At 71.1% G+C, this 18,891-nt stretch carries 15 protein-coding genes; 3 read left to right on the top strand and 12 right to left on the bottom strand.

From position 1 onward, the window contains the following. Positions 1-39: 39 nt before the first annotated feature. From ACZ4M5_RS09610 to ACZ4M5_RS09580, 7 genes are all read right to left on the bottom strand, one after another. Complete coding sequence (locus tag ACZ4M5_RS09610; protein WP_467734755.1) at positions 40-414, bottom strand: DUF6086 family protein; 375 nt, start codon at positions 412-414, stop codon at positions 40-42. Continuing rightward, positions 402-2,375 carry a hypothetical protein gene (locus ACZ4M5_RS09605; protein WP_467734753.1) on the bottom strand — a complete coding sequence of 658 codons (1,974 nt, stop codon included), beginning with the start codon at positions 2,373-2,375 and terminating at the stop codon, positions 402-404. Before ACZ4M5_RS09605 ends, ACZ4M5_RS09610 begins: the two co-directional genes overlap by 13 nt. Beyond that, positions 2,372-2,764 (bottom strand): DUF6507 family protein, encoded by a 393-nt coding sequence (locus ACZ4M5_RS09600; RefSeq protein ID WP_467734751.1) that lies wholly within the window; start codon positions 2,762-2,764, stop codon positions 2,372-2,374. Before ACZ4M5_RS09600 ends, ACZ4M5_RS09605 begins: the two co-directional genes overlap by 4 nt. A gap of 519 nt (positions 2,765-3,283) precedes the next feature. After that, positions 3,284-3,796: a hypothetical protein gene (locus ACZ4M5_RS09595; protein WP_467734749.1), complete on the bottom strand. Its 513-nt coding sequence runs from the start codon at positions 3,794-3,796 to the stop codon at positions 3,284-3,286. 79 nt (positions 3,797-3,875) lie between these two features. Next, on the bottom strand, positions 3,876-7,190 hold the full coding sequence (locus ACZ4M5_RS09590) for a S8 family serine peptidase (RefSeq protein WP_467735549.1): 3,315 nt from the start codon (positions 7,188-7,190) through the stop codon (positions 3,876-3,878). Positions 7,191-7,538: 348 nt separating this feature from the next. Further along, a complete protein-coding gene (locus ACZ4M5_RS09585) occupies positions 7,539-8,789 on the bottom strand; it encodes a L,D-transpeptidase (protein ID WP_467734747.1) in 1,251 nt (416 codons plus the stop codon). 272 nt (positions 8,790-9,061) lie between these two features. Next, the gene (locus tag ACZ4M5_RS09580) at positions 9,062-9,394 is read right to left on the bottom strand and encodes a hypothetical protein (RefSeq protein WP_467734745.1); all 333 of its coding nucleotides are present in this window, start codon (positions 9,392-9,394) and stop codon (positions 9,062-9,064) included. A gap of 109 nt (positions 9,395-9,503) precedes the next feature. On the opposite strand from ACZ4M5_RS09580, the gene ACZ4M5_RS09575 reads away from it, so the two are divergent. Further along, positions 9,504-9,827, top strand: coding sequence for an LPXTG cell wall anchor domain-containing protein (locus ACZ4M5_RS09575; protein WP_467734743.1), 324 nt, complete (start codon positions 9,504-9,506; stop codon positions 9,825-9,827). An 80-nt stretch (positions 9,828-9,907) separates the two neighbouring features. Here the strand turns inward: ACZ4M5_RS09575 and hutH are convergent, their stop codons facing one another. From hutH to ACZ4M5_RS09560, 3 genes are all read right to left on the bottom strand, one after another. After that, positions 9,908-11,446, bottom strand: a complete 1,539-nt coding sequence (gene hutH / locus ACZ4M5_RS09570; RefSeq protein WP_467735547.1) for a histidine ammonia-lyase — start codon at positions 11,444-11,446, stop codon at positions 9,908-9,910. Between the two features lie 102 nt (positions 11,447-11,548). Beyond that, entirely contained in the window at positions 11,549-12,700 is a 1,152-nt protein-coding gene (locus ACZ4M5_RS09565) for a GGDEF domain-containing protein (protein ID WP_467734741.1), read from the bottom strand. A 208-nt stretch (positions 12,701-12,908) separates the two neighbouring features. Next, positions 12,909-13,709, bottom strand: coding sequence for an enoyl-CoA hydratase/isomerase family protein (locus ACZ4M5_RS09560; protein ID WP_467734739.1), 801 nt, complete (start codon positions 13,707-13,709; stop codon positions 12,909-12,911). 562 nt (positions 13,710-14,271) lie between these two features. Here ACZ4M5_RS09560 and ACZ4M5_RS09555 point away from each other — a divergent pair. After that, positions 14,272-14,952 carry a hypothetical protein gene (locus ACZ4M5_RS09555; protein WP_467734737.1) on the top strand — a complete coding sequence of 227 codons (681 nt, stop codon included), beginning with the start codon at positions 14,272-14,274 and terminating at the stop codon, positions 14,950-14,952. 12 nt (positions 14,953-14,964) lie between these two features. On the opposite strand, the gene ACZ4M5_RS09550 is transcribed toward ACZ4M5_RS09555, so the two are convergent. After that, entirely contained in the window at positions 14,965-16,071 is a 1,107-nt protein-coding gene (locus ACZ4M5_RS09550; RefSeq protein ID WP_467734735.1) for an adenylate/guanylate cyclase domain-containing protein, read from the bottom strand. Between the two features lie 234 nt (positions 16,072-16,305). Continuing rightward, positions 16,306-17,169, bottom strand: a complete 864-nt coding sequence (locus ACZ4M5_RS09545) for a biotin--[acetyl-CoA-carboxylase] ligase (protein ID WP_467734733.1) — start codon at positions 17,167-17,169, stop codon at positions 16,306-16,308. 110 nt (positions 17,170-17,279) lie between these two features. Here ACZ4M5_RS09545 and ACZ4M5_RS09540 point away from each other — a divergent pair, with 110 nt between their 5' ends. Continuing rightward, positions 17,280-18,881 (top strand): acyl-CoA carboxylase subunit beta, encoded by a 1,602-nt coding sequence (locus tag ACZ4M5_RS09540; protein ID WP_467734731.1) that lies wholly within the window; start codon positions 17,280-17,282, stop codon positions 18,879-18,881. Positions 18,882-18,891: the final 10 nt, after the last annotated feature.

The raw sequence follows: 18,891 nt of genomic DNA, 5'->3' as shown, positions 1-18,891 counted from the left end.
GGCCGGGGGGGGCGGTCCACAGAACTCCCAGGAAACGTCTTAGCCCTTAGGCATAAAACTCGCCTGAGTCTCGGACTCGGTTGCCCACATCTCGGCGTATTCAGGACTGATCGACATGACTCTGGCGCCCATCCGGTCGACCAATACCAGAGCCACGGAAACGAATCCTTTCAGCAATGCTCTGAGAGTCTCGTTGTTGGATTCCTGATATCTCTTGACCAGGGCGTCTACGAACGCAAGGAACACTTCCGGGTCGATTTCACATTCATCCTCGATGATATCGCCTAGACCCGTGTCCTTGCCGATGAGCCGGGACAGCACATCAGCCTGCCCCAGGAACGCTCTGGCGAGCGAATTGGAGGGGTTCCACACATCATCGTCACCCATTTGGAAGTAGCAGCTCAATCCGCCCACCTCACCTTTACCTCGACGTCAGGGTTCTTTGTCTGCCATTCGGCCACACCGGACTCTACTGCAATTCTGAACTCAGGTGTTGCCCCGGGTTCCGTGAAGCTGAGCCCGATCGGCGCATCTTCGAATCCCGGCATGTACGGGCGAGCCCTGACGTAGGCGTCGAGCTTCTTGAAAACGTGTTTGGCGATCCATTTCTGCACATTGAGACGCGGATCACTTCCCGTCGCGGTCTTCTCCTCCCACAAGGTGCCGTCTTCGATTTGATCGATATCGGTGATGGTGTCTGCCCAGTTGTCCGGGTTGTCCACCACATAGTTGGTGTCACCTTCTCGGGGAGGTCGCTCCCGATTCGAGGAGCCGTTCCCGCCCGGGGCTTCGTGAACAGCCTCCGGCGTGCCGCTCCCCCTATCGCCATGCCCGGACGCCGAGTCGCCATGTCCAGACGCCGGATGGTCGGAGCCGCCGCCAGAGTGCGAATCTGGACCGCTTGTGTGGCGCCCATCCTGAACTTCGCCGGCTTGGCCGTTATGGGTCGAAGAATTGCCGTCCTGAGCGCCTGCTCTGCCCGGCGCATCGTGGCTGGCTCGCGCCGACGAACCGCCGCTCTCATGCGCTGTGGTCTCGCCCGTGCGGGCGCCCGCACCGACCGGTACGTGGTCGCGCGGCGGTGCGACCGGGGGGCCCTCGGCAGCCGACGGCTCGTGCGGAGCGGGGGCGTTGTCGGTGACACCGTTCTTGCCGGGAATGAACTGACCGTCCGCGATGCGGACTTCGGATCCATCAGCGAGCCGAAGCACGCTGTGGGCCGAATCCGCGGTGGCGGCCGCGCCCGTGGCCGCGCGAACCCCAGCAGTCAGCTCCGAGATCTTCGGCAGAGTCCGTGACGCAACCCCGACTGTCTTGGCGGCAGCACCGACCGGGTCAAGAACCTCACCAATCTTGGCCACGGTGCCGAGGGTCCGGGCGCCGGCGCCCGCTTTGCCGCCTGCCGACAGGCCCTTGGCTGTGCCGCCGAGAGGGCCCGAGCCAAGAGTAAGGCCGTTGAAAAGCGCCGTCCCGAAAGCTTTGCCCGGGTTTGTCTCCCAGTCGTCCCAGCCGACAAGTCCCTTGCCGAACTCCTTCGCGAACGGTCGGCTCTCCTTCGCGAACGGCAGATTCCACGGACCCTTGTCCTCCCGGTCGCCGTGGGGATCCAGCAGATACGACTCGAGCCCAACGACAACCCGGGCCAAGCCCTCCCGTGCGGCGTCTCCATCCTCCCCAGGGCTGAAGAGGTCGACCAAGCCCTCGACCGAGCCGACGGCGTTGTCCCACAAGCCGATCCCGACCTGCTGCAGGTGGAAGTCGATACCAAAGGGCAGAGCCTCGTGATGCGCCGGCGTGCCCCACGGGAGCTCACCCGCCTCAGCCAGTTGCTCCGCGGTGAAGCCGTAGGCGTTCTCCTGCTTGGGGCTGCCATCGTTGATGTGCCACTGGGTGCCGCCCACCAGTGCGGTGATCTTGTCGGCGCAGGTCACCTCGGCCTGCTGGAAGGCGGCGACGGCCGCGTTCACGCCGTCCCAGATCGCCTGATGCTCCTCTACCTTGTCCCGGTCCTGCTGCCAGTTCCGGAACAGCCCGTCGTCGTCCTTCACCGACTCGACGAACACCTGGGCCTGTCCGCGAAGCGACTCCAGTCGCTTGACGATCTCGGCCGCCTCAGCCACGTAGTCGCTCAGCGCGCCGGCCACCGTGTCCAAGTCTGAGGCGAACGACGAGGACTTGTCTCCCACCGCCTGGGTGGTGGCGAACAGATCCGCCGCCTCGGGCGCCTGATAGAAGGCGGACAGACCCTGGAAACGGGTGTGCACATCACCCCCGTTGTCCCGGATCGCCGACGCTGCCCGCCGCATGGCGGCGATGTACTGCTGCATGCCGATCAGGTCGCCAGTGAACGTGGGAATCTTGTCCGGGTTGATCACTGGCTGTCACCTCCCTGTTTGCGGGCCGCATCCAGGAACGCCGTCACGTCCGGGGCGAGACTTGCCTGACGCTGCGCGTTCCACGCCTGCTCCGTATCCCCAGCCAGATAGGCGTTGGTCGCCTCCACCGCTCCGTTCGCGGAGTTACTCGCGCGCAACGGCAAAAACGCCACGTCCCGCTCGGCGCCCTTGGCGAACTCCCCGAGCGCAACGGCCACCAGGCCCATCGACTGCTGCTGCCCGCCGAACGACAGTGTGCCCGCCGACTCCATCGCTGCCTGAAGGCTGCTCCCGTACAGCGAGATGCCCTCGTTCATGGCCTCGGCGGCCTCTCGCACCTTGGAGATCACCGACTGCACCCCGCCAGGCGAGATGTCCCACCCCGTCACACAAACCCCCGTGGATCCCCGGCCGATGCGGTCCTCGTCCCGCGTCGCAGCATCACAGATGCCACTGACGACAGCATGTCATCTCTACCAACACGCGAGTTGCGGCAGCAACGTAGATCCAGCCAGGATCCTATTAGCGTCCGTTTTCAACAGTTCGTCCGGGTGGGAGATCATGGTGTTGTGGTATGTCGCCATGAGCTCACTGACCACGACTAGGACTGGGAGTTACTCGCTCCGCTGATACCCCGGGCCGCGATGGCGCACAGCACTTCCGAGAGGACTGACCAGCGGCGGCCTCGGCTGAGGCGCGGTGGCCGCGGCGGCTGACCGCCAGGGTTTGACCGGGAGACCCACGGACGGCGCAACACGGTCGAGCGTTGCTTCACTCGGCTGAAGGGCTTCGCGGCATCGCTCCCGGATGCGAGAAGACCGCCAGCTCCTACGAAGCGCGGTCACTCTCGCGCCGTTCGTGCTCTGGGCGAGATCCGTTTGCAGACGGACTCTGGTTACCGGCACGCTTCAGTCGGTGATGCCGAGATCCTCACGCATCAGCCGGCGCATCGCGGACAGCCTGGTTTCGGCCTCCTTCAGGTCGCCCAGGGCGCGCTGGGCGCTCTCGCCGTCCCGGGCGACGTCGCGGTCGAGCCGCTTGACCACGGCGTCGATACCCGCCAGGACCTCGTTCACGGACCGCGAGGCCTCGAGGATCCGCTCGGACACGATCATCTGTGCCTCCGCGTAGCGGTCCCGGTGGTCGCGCCGGGCCTCCTCCAGCCGTTCGCGTTCGGCGTCGCCGTAGACCTCGTCGCGCAGCCGGTGCAGGGCGTCCTTCAAGAGCGTGTGGAACTGGCGTGAGGCCCTGTTCATCGCCGTGTACGCGTCCCGGCGTTCCTCGAAGCGGCGTCGTTCCTCCGCGGTCCGGGTCTCCTCGCCGCGCTGCCGTGCCGTCAGCCGCTGGCTGAGCACGGGGGCGAGGAGCGTGCCGAGGACGCCGACCACCGCGGTGATCATTGCGGTCACGGCAGCGGTCATGGGGTGATCCTTCCTGACACGGCGGCCCGCCGCAGGCCGGGGTCTGCGGCGGGCCGTTCGAACGGTGTGTTCCTGCGGGCTACTTGCCGTAGTACGCGTTGTAGATCGAGATCGTCGACTTGTTGCCCTTCTTGTCGGCGATCTTGGCGTGGAAGGAGATGGCCTTCCCCTTCTCCGGGTTCTTGACGCCGACCTTGCCGTCCTTGACGGTCAGCTTCTTCCAGGTCTGGCCGTAGTCGTAGGAGACGTACACCGACAGCGACTTGAGGTTGGCGCCCTTGGCGGCGCCCTCGACGGTGACCGGGATCTTGACGGTCCGGCCGGCCGCGACCTTGCTGTCCGGGCCGGTGGTGGCGTGGAAGACGGCCGTGGAGGCGGGCAGCTGCTTCAGGTCGGCGGTCTTCTTGGAACGGAACGTCCAGCTCGCGTCGATGCGGGTGGAGGCCGCGGCGACCTTGACGCTCCGCTTCACCGACGTCGACAGCTTGTACTCGGCGTCGGCGGCCGGCACCTTGAACTGCTTGTCGCCGAACAGCGGGTCGTCGTTGCTGCCGACCTTGGCGCCGTTGCGGTCCAGGGTCGTGACGGACGAGGTGAACAGGGAGTACCCCACGTTGCCCTGGCTGTCGGAGAACAGCGGCAGGGAGCCGAAGATCTTGTTGCCGTCGCGGAAGAGGCCGAAGTCGGCGCTCAGCCGCGGCCCGAAGACGGCCGTGTTGACGGTCGTGGAGTAGCTCTTGCCGGCCGTGTACTTCCGCTCGCCCATCGCGTAGGCGGCCTCGGTGATCGGCCAGCCGTCCTCGTCGACCCCGCCGTTCTGGGCGAACTCGAGCTGCCACCGCACCCCGCCCTGCGCGGACAGGTGCAGCGTCCGGGTGCCCGGCAGGGTCTGCGGCAGGCCGATCGAGGTGGCGGAGCTGCTCCACGGCATCCAGCCGATGGCCTCGACCGAGCCCTTCTTGCCGGCGGACGGGCCACCGAGGCCGACCTTCAGCGTCGCCAGCTCGCTCGCCTTGTAGTGCTTGGTGAAGCCGGTGGCGAGCTGTTCGACCGGGCCGCCGGCGACGGTGTCGTACTCCTCCTTGCCGCCCTTGCTCCAGTGGCCGTCCCACTGCTGGGTCACCGAACCGTCGGTGATCCGCGGGCCGACGTGGGCGGTGCGGATGTCGGAGAAGGAGTCCAGCCACCAGCCGTAACCGTAGCTGTCGTCGCCCTGGGTGACCGTGAAGTCGGCGGAGGCGAACTCCGGCTTGGTGCCCGTGGCGGGGACGGTGATGTCCACCGGCTTGGCCGTGCGGGCGTCCAGGGTGACCGTCGTGTCCTTGGACACCTTCAGCTTGGGCTGGGCGAGCCAGTCGGCGCCCTCGAACTTCTCCGGGTCGTCACCCACGTAGACGCTGCTGTTGAGGACGTACGTCCCCTTCGGCAGGCGCGTGGTGACCGTGCCGTCGGCGTCGTACGGCGTGGCGCCCTTGCCCTTGGCCAGGCCCGCGATGCCGGTCAGGTCGGCGCTGTAGTTCTTCGCCGGCTTGCCGTCGCGGTCCAGGACCTTCAGCGTGACGTCGTACGACTCAACCTCCCGCTGCACCGCCGCCGCCGTGCGGACGCTCTGGCCGCCGCCGGTGGCCGTCACGTACGCGGAGTACGCGCCGTCGAGCGTGCCGCCCAGCCTGGTGTTCACGGTGAAGGGGACGGAGGCCTTGCCGCCCGCGGGGACCGTCACCGACGCGGCGCCCAGCTTGAAGAAGCCGGACGGGGCGGCCTGGCCCTTGGGGCCGGTGGCGGTCGACGCCAGCTTCAGCGTGACGTCCTCGGTACCGAGGTTGCGGTACGTCAGCTCCTTGGTGACCGGCTTGTCGTCGGTGTGCGGCCACTGCTGGACCCCGAAGCTCACCGACGCCGACTCGACGATCACGGACTGCTTGATGGCCCTGTCGACCTGGATACGGCCCGAACCCTGCTCGAACGGCGTGTAGGGACCGCCCTTCGTGGACCCGGTGAGCGCGCCCTTCAGCTCGGCGTACTTCCACTGCGGGTGCTGCTGCTTGAGGATCGCCGCCGCGCCCGCGACGTGCGGGGTCGCCATCGACGTGCCGGAGATCGTCATGTAGCCGGCCGGCTTCTCGCCGACCTCGCCGGCTATCTGGTTGCCCTTGGCCGAGGCGGCCGTGATGTCCACGCCGGGCGCGGTCACGTCCGGCTTGAGGGCGCCGTCCAGGCCCGGGCCGCGGCTGGAGAAGTCGGCGAGCTCGTCCTTGCCGTCGACCGCGCCGACGGTCAGCGCCGCGGCGGCGCTGCCCGGGGAGCCGATGGTCTGCTCGCCGAAGTCGCCCTCGTTGCCGGCGGCGATGGCGAACAGGACGCCCTTGTCCTCGGAGAGCTTGTTGACCGCCGCTTCCATCGGGTCGATCGCGGGCGTGTCGCCGCCGCCCAGGCTCATGTTGACGACGTCGGCGCCCTCGGCGACGGCCCACTCCATGCCGGCGAGGATCTCGGAGTCGCTGCCGTAGCCGTCGTCGTCGAGGACCTTGCCGTTGAGGATCTTCGCGCCGGGCGCGACGCCCTTGAACGTGCCGCCGGACTTCTTGCCGGTGCCGGCCGCGATGGAGGCGACGTGCGTGCCGTGGCCGACCTTGTCGGAGGCGTCGGGCGAGGCGGTGAAGTTCCTGGCCCCGATCACCTGGCCCTTGAGGTCCTCGTGGGTGGCGTCGACCCCCGTGTCCAGCACGGCGATCTTGACGCCCTTGCCGTCGTACCCGGCGGACCAGGCCTTGGGCGCGCCGATCTGCGCGACGGACTTGTCGAGGCTGGCCTTGCGCACGCCGTCGAGCCAGACGTGCGCGATGCCGGAGGCGGTCCGGTCGCCGTCGGTGACGGCCTCCCAGAGCTCGGGCGCCTCCTGCTGCGGTGTCTGCACGGCGTCGGCGTTCAGGGTCTTCAGTGTGTGGCGCAGGGTGCCCGCGTCCCGGACGTCGGCCCTGGCCGCGGCGGCGCCGCCCCGGTAGCCGACGATGACCTTCAGGCCCCTCTTCTGGGCCTTGCGGGTGGCCGACGTGCCGAGTTCGGTGACGTCGAAGAGCCGCTGGTCGAGCTTGCCGGTGGCGATCAGCCTGGCCGCGTCGGCCGGGATCACTAGGGTGTGCCCGGCGAGCCTGCGGACCTGGACCGGTATGCCCTCGCGGCCCTCGGCCCGTTCGAAGCCGACGACGCGGCCCTTCGCGTCCAGGGCGACCCGGTCGCCGGTGATGAGGGTGACGTGGTGCTTGGCGGCCAGGGTCGCCGGCGCGGCGGCCGCGGCCGCCTGCTCGCCGCTGGCCGACGCCGGGCCGGTCATGCCCGCCGCCAGAGCCACGGCCGCCGCTGTCGCTACCGTGGCGGCGCACGCCCTTTTCACTTGTCTGCGCAAGTTTCCCCCTTGCAGAAGAACCGGGCGACTTCCCCGTTCACCCGGCCGGGGGTGGTCTCGCACGCATGGGCGTACGCCCCCGAGGACGCAGTATGCCGACGGGTGATCAGCTGCTCAAGAGGTGAGAAGGGGGTGCGGGATCCGTCGGCCGGCTGTTACACGATCGCCGGAACTCCGTTACGAGGAAGCGGAGTTGGTCACGCGTGTACCCCTTGACGAGGCGCGGCCCCCGGGCATGCCGGTCGGCAGCCCACGACCGGGAGCGGCAGAAGGCCGCCGCCCGGCCCTCGGCGGGGTGGGCGGCGGCCTTCTGTGCGCGCGGGTGGTGGCGGCCCGTCAGACGGCCGAGCCGGCCTTCCAGTCGGCCCAGCTCATGTTCCAGCCGTTGAGGCCGTTGTCCGGCGCGATGGTCTTGTCGCCGGTGTTCTCGACGACGACCACGTCACCGAGGATCGAGTTGTCGAAGAACCAGGCGCCCGGCATGTCCGGGTCGTTCGCGCCCTTGGCGTCCTGGAGCCCGACGCAGCCGTGGCTGGTGTTGGCGCTGCCGAAGATGGACTTCGCGCCCCAGTAGTTGCCGTGGATGAAGGTGCCGGAGCTGGAGAGGCGGATGGCGTGCGGCACGTCCTTGATGTCGTACTCGCCCTTGCCGTCGTCGTCCGTGAAGCCCACGGTCGCGCCGTTCATGCGCGTCTCCTTGAACTTCTCGGACATCACCATGATGCCCTCGTAGGTCTTGTTCTCCGGCGAACCGGCGGAGATCGGGATGGTCCGCACGACCTTGCCGTCCTGCGTGACCTTCATCTGCTTGGTCTTCGCGTCGACGTAGGAGACCTGGTTGCGGCCGATCTTGAAGGTGACCGTCTTCTGCTGGACGCCGAAGACACCCTTGGCACCCTCGACACCGTCGAGCGCGAGCTTCAGCGTGACGGTGGAGCCTTCCTTCCAGTAGTCCTCGGGGCGGCAGTCCATGCGGTTGGCGTTGAACCAGTGGCAGGCGACCTCCTGGCCGCCGGTGGTGGTGACCGTGATGCCCTTCTGGACCGCGGCCTTGTTGGTGATCGCCTTGTCGAAGTTGATCGAGACCGGCATGCCGACACCGACGGTGGTGCCGTCGTCCGGGGTGAAGTTGCCGATGAAGCTGTTGGCCGGGGAGACCGTGGTGAACGAGGCGTTCTCGTGCGCGATGCGCCCGTCGGCGTCCTTCGCCTCCGCCGCCAGCTTGTAGGTGGTGGACCGCTCGAGCTGCGTGCTGGGCTTCCAGCTCTTCTTGTCGGCGGATATCTGGCCGCTGACCTCGGTGCCGTCGGCGGTGGTCATCTTCACCGTCGTGAGCGTGCCCTTGCTCACGGTGACGGCCGCCGAGTTGTTGATCGAGGCGTTGTTCGAGCCGTCCTTGGGTGTGATCTTGATCTGGGCCTCGGAGGTCTTCTTGGCCGCGGCCTCGTCGACCTTCGACTGGGAGCTGTCGCCACCGTCCCCGCCGGAGGCGCTGTCGTCGCCGCCGGAACAGGCCGAGAGCACCAGCACTCCGCCGAGCAGTGCGGACGCGACCGTCAGGCCCTTGCGCCGCTTACTGACCGTCATCACACGCTTCTCCATCGTTGCCGATTTCCCCAAAACCCCGAGTCCCCCGCCACCGACCAAGTGCCCACGCGGCGCCGCGTGAGTCCCGGCCGAAAGTCCCCGTCGATAACTTTCAACGCTACGACCGGTCGGTCCGGTTCCCCAGTGGCACAGGTGTGGGGCTCGACACGTCCGCGGTGGACCGTGCCGGACGAGGCGGGTGCGGCCGGTGCGCGGCCGAGGGGGGCGGACCCCGGGCGACGGTCGCCGCCCGGATCGGTTCTCCCGCGCGCTCAGCCGTCGTTGTCGTCGTCCCCATCATCCTCGTCGAGGTCCCAGTCCGGCGCATCGGGGTCGTGGTCGATCCGCTCGGCACTCCAGGAGGCCTGCTGCAGCTCCACCCCCGGCACCTGGCTGACCAGGTCGAACGGGTCGACGAGGTAGGCGAGCGCCTCCGCGGTGTCTTCCGTCACAGCGCTCTCCGCATGGGCCCGCTCGGCCGTCGGCATGCCGTCGTCCTCGCCGATCCGGCGCAGCGCCGCCTTGGTGACCGCGTCGGCGTCGTCGACCTCGAGGACGAGGTCCACCCGAAGCCGTACAAAACGTGATGTCTCAGGAGTGCTCATGGCGCGAGCGTACGTCGAGGCCCACCCGTGACTTTCCCGTGACCCGCGACTTTCACTAACATCGCCCCACACGGCCAATTCGCCGACGTCACAAGGGGATCGATATTCCGTGTCATCCGCTCGCCGCCCGTTGCTGACCGCCACTGCCGCGGCGTCCCTGCTGGGCGCCATGTGGTTCGTCCCGTCCGCCAACGCGACGTCGGAGACCCCGGTGAGAGAGCCGGTCTCGGCCGGTCCGTCGCCGCAGGTCACGGAACAGGCGAGGATCGCCGCCGGCACCGCCGGCACCGCCGACGCCTCCGTGCCGGGGACCCGGCTCGCCGACACCGGCAGCTTCGACAGCACGCCGTACGTCATCGGCGGCACGTTCTGCCTGGCGCTGGGCGCCGGGTTCGTCGTGTACTCGGTCCGCCGGGAACGGCTCGGTCTCTGACCGCAGTTGGGCCGGGCTCCGCCCGCACGTGAGGGGGCCCCGCCGTACGGCAGGGCCCCTCGTCGTGCTTGCCGCGGCCCCTACTTGAGCGGCCCGGTGACCTTCTCCACCACGGCCAGCAGCCGCCCGTCGCGTACGAACGCGTCCGCCGCGGCGAGGTCGGGCGCCAGGAAGCGGTCCGGCCCCGGCCCCCGGACTCCCGCCTCCCGTACGGCGTCGATGACGGCCCGCGTGGCCGGCGCCGGGGCGAGTCCCTCGCGCAGTTCGACGGCGCGGGTCGCGGCGTACAGCTCGATGGCCAGCACGCGGGTGAGGTTGTCCACGGACGTGCGCAGCTTGCGCGCCGCCGACCAGCCCATCGAGACGTGGTCCTCCTGCATGGCCGAGGAGGGGATCGAGTCGGCCGACGCCGGAACGGCGAGCCGCTTCAGCTCGCTCACCAGGGCGGCCTGCGTGTACTGAGCGATCATCAGGCCCGAGTCCACACCGGGGTCGTCGGCGAGGAACGGCGGCAGCCCGTGGCTGCGGTTCTTGTCGAGCAGCCGGTCGGTGCGCCGCTCGGCGATGGAGCCGAGGTCGGCGGCGGCGACGGCCAGGAAGTCCAGGACGTAGGCGACGGGCGCCCCGTGGAAGTTGCCGTTGGACTCCACCCGGCCGTCGGGCAGCACGACGGGGTTGTCCACGGCGGCCGCCAGCTCACGGTCGGCGACCAGACGGGCGTGGGTCATGGTGTCCCGCCCGGCCCCGGCGACCTGGGGGGCGCAGCGCACCGAGTAGGCGTCCTGGACCCGCGGTGCGTCGTCCTGGTGATGGCCGGTCAGACCCGAGCCCTCCAGCACGGCGAGCATGTTGGCGGCACTGGCCGCCTGGCCCGGGTGCGGCCGGATGGCGTGCAGCTCGGGGGCGAGGACCCTGTCCGTGCCGAGCAGGGCTTCCAGCGACAGGGCGGCCGTGACGTCGGCGGACCGGTAGAGCGTCTCCAGGTCGGCCAGGGCCATGATCAGCATGCCGAGCATGCCGTCGGTGCCGTTGAGGAGGGCGAGCCCCTCCTTCTCGCGCAGCTCGACGGGCTGGATGCCGTGGGCGGCGAGGAGTTCCGCGGCCGGACGCACGACGCCGTCGGGGCCCTCGGCGTCACCCTCGCCCATGAGGGCGAGCGCGCAGTGGGACAGCGGCGCGAGGTCCCCGGAGCAGCCGAGGGAGCCGTACTCGTGCACGACGGGGGTGATCCCGGCGTTGAGCAGGTCGGCCATGGTCTGCGCGACCTCGGGACGCACGCCGGTGCGCCCCGAGCAGACGGTCTTCAGGCGCAGGAACATCAGGGCCCGGACGACTTCCCGTTCCACCCGCGGGCCCATGCCGGCGGCGTGCGAGCGGACGATGTTGCGCTGCAGCTGAGCGCGCAGCTCGGGGCTGATGTGCCGGGTCGCCAGGGCGCCGAAGCCGGTGCTCACGCCGTACACGGGCTCCGGCTTGGCCGCCAGCGCGTCCACGATCTCGCGGGCCGCGGCGAGGGCGGCCACGGCCTCCGCGGAGAGCTCGACGCGGGCTCCGGCACGCGCCACGGCGAGCACGTCGGACGCCGTCGTCCCGGACGTCCCCACCACCACAGTGTGCATATCCATATTCAGGAGCGTACGCAGTGAATTCGATGATGTCACCACTGGGGACCGGGTTCACCCCTTACCGATACGTCACAGCGCCCTGCCCCGCGCGGCCGCTCAGGGGGCGTGCCGGCCGCGGAAGCTCCGGCGCTCCCCGTCGGCCGCCTCCTTCGACGGCTCGTCCGCGAGCCGCAGGACGGGGTCGTCGGGTCCGGCCCGGCCGGCGACGACCGGCTTCGCGGCTCGCTCCGCCTTGGCCCTGTACTGGGCCGCGTCGGCGAGGCGGAACAGCCGCCGCGCGGAGCGCACCGGACCGATCGGGTCCTCGGTGGACGCGACCCCGCAGGCCACGCCGTCGCCGAGCCCCAACTCGGCCGCGCGGCGGCACAGTTCCCCGGCCGCCTTCACCACCTGGTCGGCGGGCGGCCCGACCGCGAGCAGGCAGAACTCGTCCCCGCCGAGCCGGGCCGCGAGCGCCCCCGGCAGCATCGCGCCGCACAGCGACAGCACCGAGCCGAACCGTTCCAGCAGCCGGTCGCCGGCCGCGTGCCCGTGGGTGTCGTTGACCCGCTTGAGCCCGTTCAGGTCGCAGACGACCAGGCTGACCACGGCGTCCTCCCGCCGGTGCCGCTCGATCGCCTGCTCCAGCCGTACGTCGACGGCCCGGCGGTTGGCGAGTCCGGTGAGGGAGTCGGTGAAGGCCAGCCGACGGGCCTCCTCCAGCCGCTCCGTCTGGGCGATGCCGGCCGCCACGACGGAGGCCAGGACGGTCGCGAAGTCGGCGTCGGCCCGTCCGAAGACGGGCTCGCCCACCGGCCGGGCCACGTACAGCTCGCCCCAGGCCCTGCCGTGCAGCACGATGGGCGCGACCACGCAGCAGCCGCGGCCGCGGCGGCGCAGGGCGGCGACGCGCTGGTGGCAGTACCCGGGCTGCCCCCCGGCGGGCCCCTCGGCGGTCTCCACCCAGGCGTCCGGCTCCCCGCCACCGGCCCACTGCTCGTGCAGGAACTCGGTGATCTCGGCGAACTGGTGCACCGGGTAGGACTCGTCCTCGGGGAACTCCTCCTCCCCCTCGGCGAGCTCCCCGACGTTCACGAGGACCTTCAGCCGCCCCAGCTCCCGCTCCCACACCGACAGCGCGGCGAAACTCCCGCCCAGCGCCCGGCAGGCCCCGTTGGCAGCGGCACGCCACGCCTCACGCGACCCGTGCGCGGCCGCCATCCCCTGAGCCAACGCGACGACGGCGACCAGCCGTCTGTCCTCACCCATCACTCCAGGCTAGGGAGTTTTCAGCCAAACCGACCTGTTCTTGACGCGAACGGGGAGGGACGAGCGCCGGTTTGACGGCAGCCCGGGGGCACCGCCCCGACGCGGGTGCCGCAACCCGCCAGAAGGCCCCAGCCCAGGCCAGGCCCACCCGGGCGAGCACCGCCCCGTCCCCGCTACCGGCACACGGAGCCGCGCCCGCCCCCGGTGTTCACTCCCCCGGCCACTCCGGCTTGCGGCGTTCGTTGAAGGCCGCGACGCCCTCCGCGCGGTCCCCCGAGAAGGCCGTGGCCCGCCACGCCGCGTCCTCCACCTCCAGGCCGGCCCGCAGGTCCAGCCCCTGGCCGAGCCGCAGCGCCCGCTTGGCCGCGCGCAGCCCCACCGGGGAGTTCCCGGCGATCCGCGCGGCCAGCGCCAGCGCCTCGTCCCGGTCCCGGCCGGCCTCGACGACCTGGTCGACCAGTCCCCATTCGCCCGCCTCCGCGGCCTCCACCCGGCGCGCCGAGAAGATCAGCTCGGCCGCCCGGGCGGCGCCGACCCGGCGCGGCAGGAGCTGCGTACCGCCGCCGCCGGGGATCACGCCGACGGACACCTCCGGCAGCCCCACCACGGCCGTACGGTCCGCCACGATCACGTCGCACGCCAGAGCCAGCTCGAACCCGCCGCCCAGCGCGAAGCCGTGCACCGCGGCCACCGTGGGCACCGGCAGCTCCAGCACCCCGGTGTACGCCCCACGGGTCACCGGCCGCTGGCGCAGCAGGTCGGCGTCGCTGAACGAGTTTCGCTCCTTCAGGTCGGCGCCGACGCAGAACGCCCGCTCGTGCGTGGAGGTCAGGACGACCGCCCGCACCTCCCGGTCCTCCCCCAGCGCCGAACAGGCCCCGGCGATGGACCGCGCCATCTCCGTCGACACGGCGTTCATGGCCTTGGGCCGGTCGAGGACGAGCTCCGCGACGCGCCCCTGCTCATGCCGCCGCACCAGCACGAACTCCCCGAACCGTTCCTCACTCATGACACCCTCCGGTTAACGCGGGTTAACAAGACACCGCTCCGATCATCGCAGCCGCGCCCCACCGGCGGAAGGCCCGACCGTCCGATCCCATCCAGGCCCGCCCACCCGTTCGAGTGAAGTCCTCCCCACTCGGACCCGATCACCGAGAGCAGCGCATAACGTGCGTCAGCCATGGCGTACCGGGGGCGCGGGGCATCGGGGAGGGACCGACCGCATGACGACGAAGAGACCGGCGACACCACAGCCACGACGGAACACGGCCACCACCACGGCACAGCGCCGTCAGCGCCCGGCCACCCCGCGCGAGCCGGCCATCGCGCCGGCCGCACCCGCCTCGGACAGTTCGAGGTGGGCGTCGGAGCGGTCCCCGGCGGCCCGAACGGGAACGGGTTCGGCCTCGCCGGAAGCCGGCCCCGGACCCGCACACGGTCGCCCGCCCGGACGGGAACCCGCACCCGCACACGGTCGCCCGCCCGGACAGGGACCCGCACCCGGACGAGCTGCCGCGAGCAGGCCCGCCCAAGCCGCACCGGCGGCACCCCCGGCGAAGGCGGCACCCTCGGTGAAGGCGGCACCCTCGGTGAAGGCGGCACCCGCCCCGGCCGGGAGCGGCCGGCTGATAGCCCGGGTGCGTGGGCGGCACCGCAAACCCCGCCCTCGCAAGGTACTGCTCGCCGCCGGAGGGCTCGCCCTGGCCGCCGGCGCGCTGAGCCTGCTGCGCCTGTCCTCCGGACCGGCTCCCGACGGCACCGGCACCCACGAGGCGGGGCCTCTCCCGGGCCCCGTCACGACCGGCGCGGACGGGACCGGCCGCAGCGCCGCGACCACACCCACCGCGCCCGAGGCGGGTCCCTCGTCGCCCACCGCGCTGGGCGGTCTGACCCCGTCGCCGTTCACGAAGGAGGCGTCACCGGCCACGCCCTCCGCGGCCACCGCCGACGGCCCGCGGGGCACCACGGAAGCACCCGGCGAGCCCGCCACGGCCCCCGGGAACGCGGACGGGTCCACGGGCATCCCCGAGAAGCCGAACGCACCGGACGCACCCCGCGCCCCGGGCCCGACAGCCCCGACGGGCGCCCCGGAGCCCGCCCCGGCCCCGCCGGCACCACCGGGCCGGACCACCCCCGCGCCCCCGCCGCCCGCGCGCGGGGAACCGGAGAAGCCGGAGAAACCGCGGGATCCCTCGCTGTGCGTGCCGATCATCGGGCTGTGCGTCGACTCCCCGCTCGCCGCCCGCCCCTGAGGGATGACGCGCCTAGGGCGTCTCGTCCCGGCGCGTGAGCAGCCACGGCTCCACGACGCCCAGGCCACGCACGGGCCGCTGCCACATCGGCTGGAGGGCGAACCGGTACGACGGGGGCTCCTCGCCCTCCTTCTCCGCCGCCGCGGCCTCCTCGGCCGCCTCCGCCTCCGAGGACGGCGCGTCCTGCGTGCGGATGAGCTCCTCCGCGAAGGCCGTGTCGACCAGGACGGCGTCCTTGGGCGCTATCGACGTGAGACGGGAGGCGAGATTCACGGTCGTGCCGAACACATCGCCCATGCGGGTGGTGACCGTGCCGAACGCCATGCCGACGCGCAGCTCCGGCATGGTCTCGTCGTGCGCCATCGTCTCGATCAGGCGCAGGGCGATCTCGGCGGCCGTGCCGGCGTCGTCGGCCGCGTAGAGCACCTCGTCACCGAGGGTCTTGATCAGTCGTCCGCCGTTGGCGGCCACCAGGTCGGCGGCCGTCGTCTCGAAGGCCTCGACCAGCTCGCCGAGCTCCTCCTCCTCCATGCGCCGGGTCAGCCGGGTGAAGCCGACCAGGTCGGCGAAGCCCACGGCGAGCCGCCGGTCGACCATCTCCTCGTCGTCGGCGGCCTGCACGACCCGCCCGGCCGAGGCCGCGAGCTGGCGGCGCCAGACGTAGACGAGGAACTCCTGCAGCTCGGGCAGCAGCAGCTCGACGATCGGGTACGTGACCTCCGTGCGGGTCATACCCGGCTCCGGCGGCTCGGTCAGCCCCTCCAGGAAGGAGTCGATCTGCCACTCGGCGAGCCGCGCGGTGGTCTGCCCGGTGGACCGGGCCACCTGCACGGCCATCGCCTCGCTCAGCAGGCCCGCCTCGACCAGACCGGCCAGGCGGCGCAGCGCGAGGACGTCCGCCTCGGTCAGGGCCTTGGCCTGGCCGATGTCGGCGAAGCCCATGGCCCGCCAGAAGCGGGAGGCCAGTTCCATGGAGACGCCGGCGCTGCGGGCCGCCTGGAACGGGGTGTAGCGGCGCTCGGCGCCCAGGATGAGCCCTTCGAGGCGCAGGGCGAGCGGATCCTCGCCGGAGTCGGCGCCCTGCGCGTCCGTGCCGGAGCCCGAGTCGTCGACGGTCACGCGTGCTGCCCTTCCGATCTGTCACGGTCAGGTATCGACCGGCCTCAACTCTACGGCAGGTGTGCGCCAGCTCACTCCGTCAGTTCGGCCGGCGGGTGAGGTGCCAGGCCCTGTCCGGCCGGAACGCCCTCGTCGTCGAGCTCCGGACGGGCCGGACACCCCCGGCCGCTCGTTCAGCCGGTCCGCGACCCGCAGGGGCCCGGCCCCGGCTCCGGCCCCGCCCGCCGGCCCGTCTCACGCCGGCCGCAGGTGCACGATGTCCCCGGCCCCGACCGGCTCCACGCCCGCCTCCGTCGCCAGCACCAACCGCCCGTCGCCGTCCACGGCCACCGCTTCCCCCACCACGGCCCGGTCCCCCGGCAGCTCCGCCCGCACCACCCTCCCGAGGGTCGCGCACCCGGCGGCATATGCCTCCTGCAACCCGCTGAGACCCGGGTCGCCCTCCGCCGCACGCCACTTGCCGTACCAGTCCTCCAGGGAGCGGAGCACGCCCCGCAGCAGCGTGTCCCGGTCGGTGCTCACCGCGCCGGCCAGCCCGAGCGACCCGGCCGTCGGCACGGGCAGCTCGTTCTCCCTGAGCGTGACGTTGATGCCGACACCCATCACGACCCCGCCGTCACCGGCCCGCTCGGCGAGGATGCCCCCCGCCTTGCGCTCCTCGCCGCCCACCGTGACCAACACGTCGTTGGGCCACTTCAGGGCCGTGTCCACCCCGGCGGCCCGGGACAGGCCGGTGGCCACCGCGACGCCCGTGAGCAGGGTCAGCCAGCCCCACCGCGCCACCGGCACCTCGCGCGGGGCGAGCAGCACGGAGAAGAACAGGCCGGAGCGCGGGGGCGCCGTCCACTGCCGGTCCAGGCGTCCGCGCCCGGCCGTCTGCTCCTCGGCGATCAGCACCGCGCCCTCCGCCGTCCGGCCCTCCTCGGCGCGGGCGACGAGGTCGGAGTTGGTGGAGCCGGTGCGCTGCACCACGTCGACCCCGGTCCACAGCCCTCCCTCCCGCACCAGGCCCCGGCGCAGGGCGGTGACGTTGAGGGGCGGCCGGTCCAGGTCGGACCAACGGCTCCCGTTCGGCTCTGATGCATCTCGCGGCGTCATGCAAGCCACCCTAGGTGTGGTAAACGCCGCACTGCCGATGCGGAGGCACCCCACTACTCTACGGATGAGTAACCGTCCCCCCTTTTGAGCAGGCAGGGAGCCGCATCCCGATGTCCGAGCCGGAAGAGCAGCAGCCCGACATCCACACGACCGCGGGCAAGCTCGCGGACCTGAAGCGCCGCATCGAGGAAGCGACACACGCCGGATCCGCCCGCGCGGTGGAGAAGCAGCACGCCAAGGGCAAGCTGACGGCCCGTGAGCGGATCGAACTCCTGCTGGACGAGGGCTCCTTCGTCGAGCTCGACGAGTTCGCCCGGCACCGCTCGACCAACTTCGGCCTCGACAAGAACCGCCCGTACGGCGACGGGGTCGTCACCGGTTACGGCACCGTCGACGGGCGGCCGGTCGCCGTGTTCTCGCAGGACTTCACCGTCTTCGGCGGTGCGCTGGGCGAGGTCTACGGGCAGAAGATCGTCAAGGTCATGGACTTCGCGCTGAAGACCGGCTGCCCGGTCATCGGCATCAACGACTCCGGCGGCGCGCGCATCCAGGAGGGTGTGGCCTCGCTCGGCGCGTACGGCGAGATCTTCCGCCGCAACACCCACGCCTCCGGTGTGATCCCGCAGATCAGCCTGGTCGTCGGGCCGTGCGCGGGCGGGGCGGTCTACTCCCCGGCCATCACCGACTTCACGGTGATGGTCGACCAGACCTCGCACATGTTCATCACCGGCCCCGACGTCATCAAGACCGTCACCGGCGAGGACGTCGGCTTCGAGGAGCTGGGCGGCGCCCGGACCCACAACGCGACCTCCGGCGTGGCCCACCACATGGCGGGCGACGAGAAGGACGCGATCGAGTACATCAAGCAGCTGCTGTCCTACCTGCCGTCCAACAACCTCTCCGAGGCGCCGGTCTTCCCCGAGGAGGCCGACCTCGAGGTCGGCGACGAGGACCGCGAGCTCGACACGATCGTGCCGGACAGCGCGAACCAGCCGTACGACATGCACGCGGTGCTGGAGCACGTCCTGGACGACGCCGAGTTCTTCGAGACGCAGCCGCTGTACGCGCCGAACATCGTCACCGGCTTCGGGCGCGTCGAGGGCCGTCCGGTCGGCATCGTCGCCAACCAGCCGATGCAGTTCGCCGGGTGCCTGGACATCAAGGCCAGCGAGAAGGCGGCCCGCTTCGTGCGGACCTGCGACGCCTTCAACGTCCCGGTGCTCACCTTCGTCGACGTCCCCGGCTTCCTGCCGGGCGTGGACCAGGAGCACGACGGCATCATCCGGCGCGGCGCCAAGCTGATCTACGCCTACGCGGAAGCCACCGTCCCGCTCATCACGGTGATCACCCGGAAGGCCTTCGGCGGCGCCTACGACGTCATGGGCTCCAAGCACCTGGGTGCCGACCTCAACCTGGCCTGGCCGACGGCCCAGATCGCCGTCATGGGCGCCCAGGGCGCGGTCAACATCCTGCACCGCCGCACCCTCGCCGAGGCCGAGGCCGACGGTGAGGACCTGGAGGCGGTCCGGGCCCGGCTGATCCAGGAGTACGAGGACACCCTCCTCAACCCCTACGTCGCGGCCGAGCGCGGGTACGTCGACGCCGTCATCCTGCCGTCCGAGACGCGCCGGCACATCGTCCGGGGCCTGCGTCAGCTGCGCACGAAGCGGGAATCCCTGCCTCCGAAGAAGCACGGCAACATCCCCCTCTAGGCCTGCTGGG

The organism is Streptomyces sp. NPDC026246 (assembly GCF_055567995.1).
This window is presented reverse-complemented; position numbering and strand designations above follow the sequence as displayed.

Bases quoted from the DNA above. Each gene is read 5' to 3' on its own strand.
- ACZ4M5_RS09595 (WP_467734749.1), bottom strand. From the start codon at position 3,796: ATGACCGCTGCCGTGACCGCAATGATCACCGCGGTGGTCGGCGTCCTC.
- ACZ4M5_RS09585 (WP_467734747.1), bottom strand. From the start codon at position 8,789: ATGACGGTCAGTAAGCGGCGCAAGGGCCTGACGGTCGCGTCCGCACTG.
- ACZ4M5_RS09580 (WP_467734745.1), bottom strand. From the start codon at position 9,394: ATGAGCACTCCTGAGACATCACGTTTTGTACGGCTTCGGGTGGACCTC.
- hutH (WP_467735547.1), bottom strand. From the start codon at position 11,446: ATGCACACTGTGGTGGTGGGGACGTCCGGGACGACGGCGTCCGACGTG.
- ACZ4M5_RS09565 (WP_467734741.1), bottom strand. From the start codon at position 12,700: ATGGGTGAGGACAGACGGCTGGTCGCCGTCGTCGCGTTGGCTCAGGGG.
- ACZ4M5_RS09560 (WP_467734739.1), bottom strand. From the start codon at position 13,709: ATGAGTGAGGAACGGTTCGGGGAGTTCGTGCTGGTGCGGCGGCATGAG.
- ACZ4M5_RS09545 (WP_467734733.1), bottom strand. From the start codon at position 17,169: ATGACGCCGCGAGATGCATCAGAGCCGAACGGGAGCCGTTGGTCCGAC.
- ACZ4M5_RS09540 (WP_467734731.1), top strand. From the start codon at position 17,280: ATGTCCGAGCCGGAAGAGCAGCAGCCCGACATCCACACGACCGCGGGC.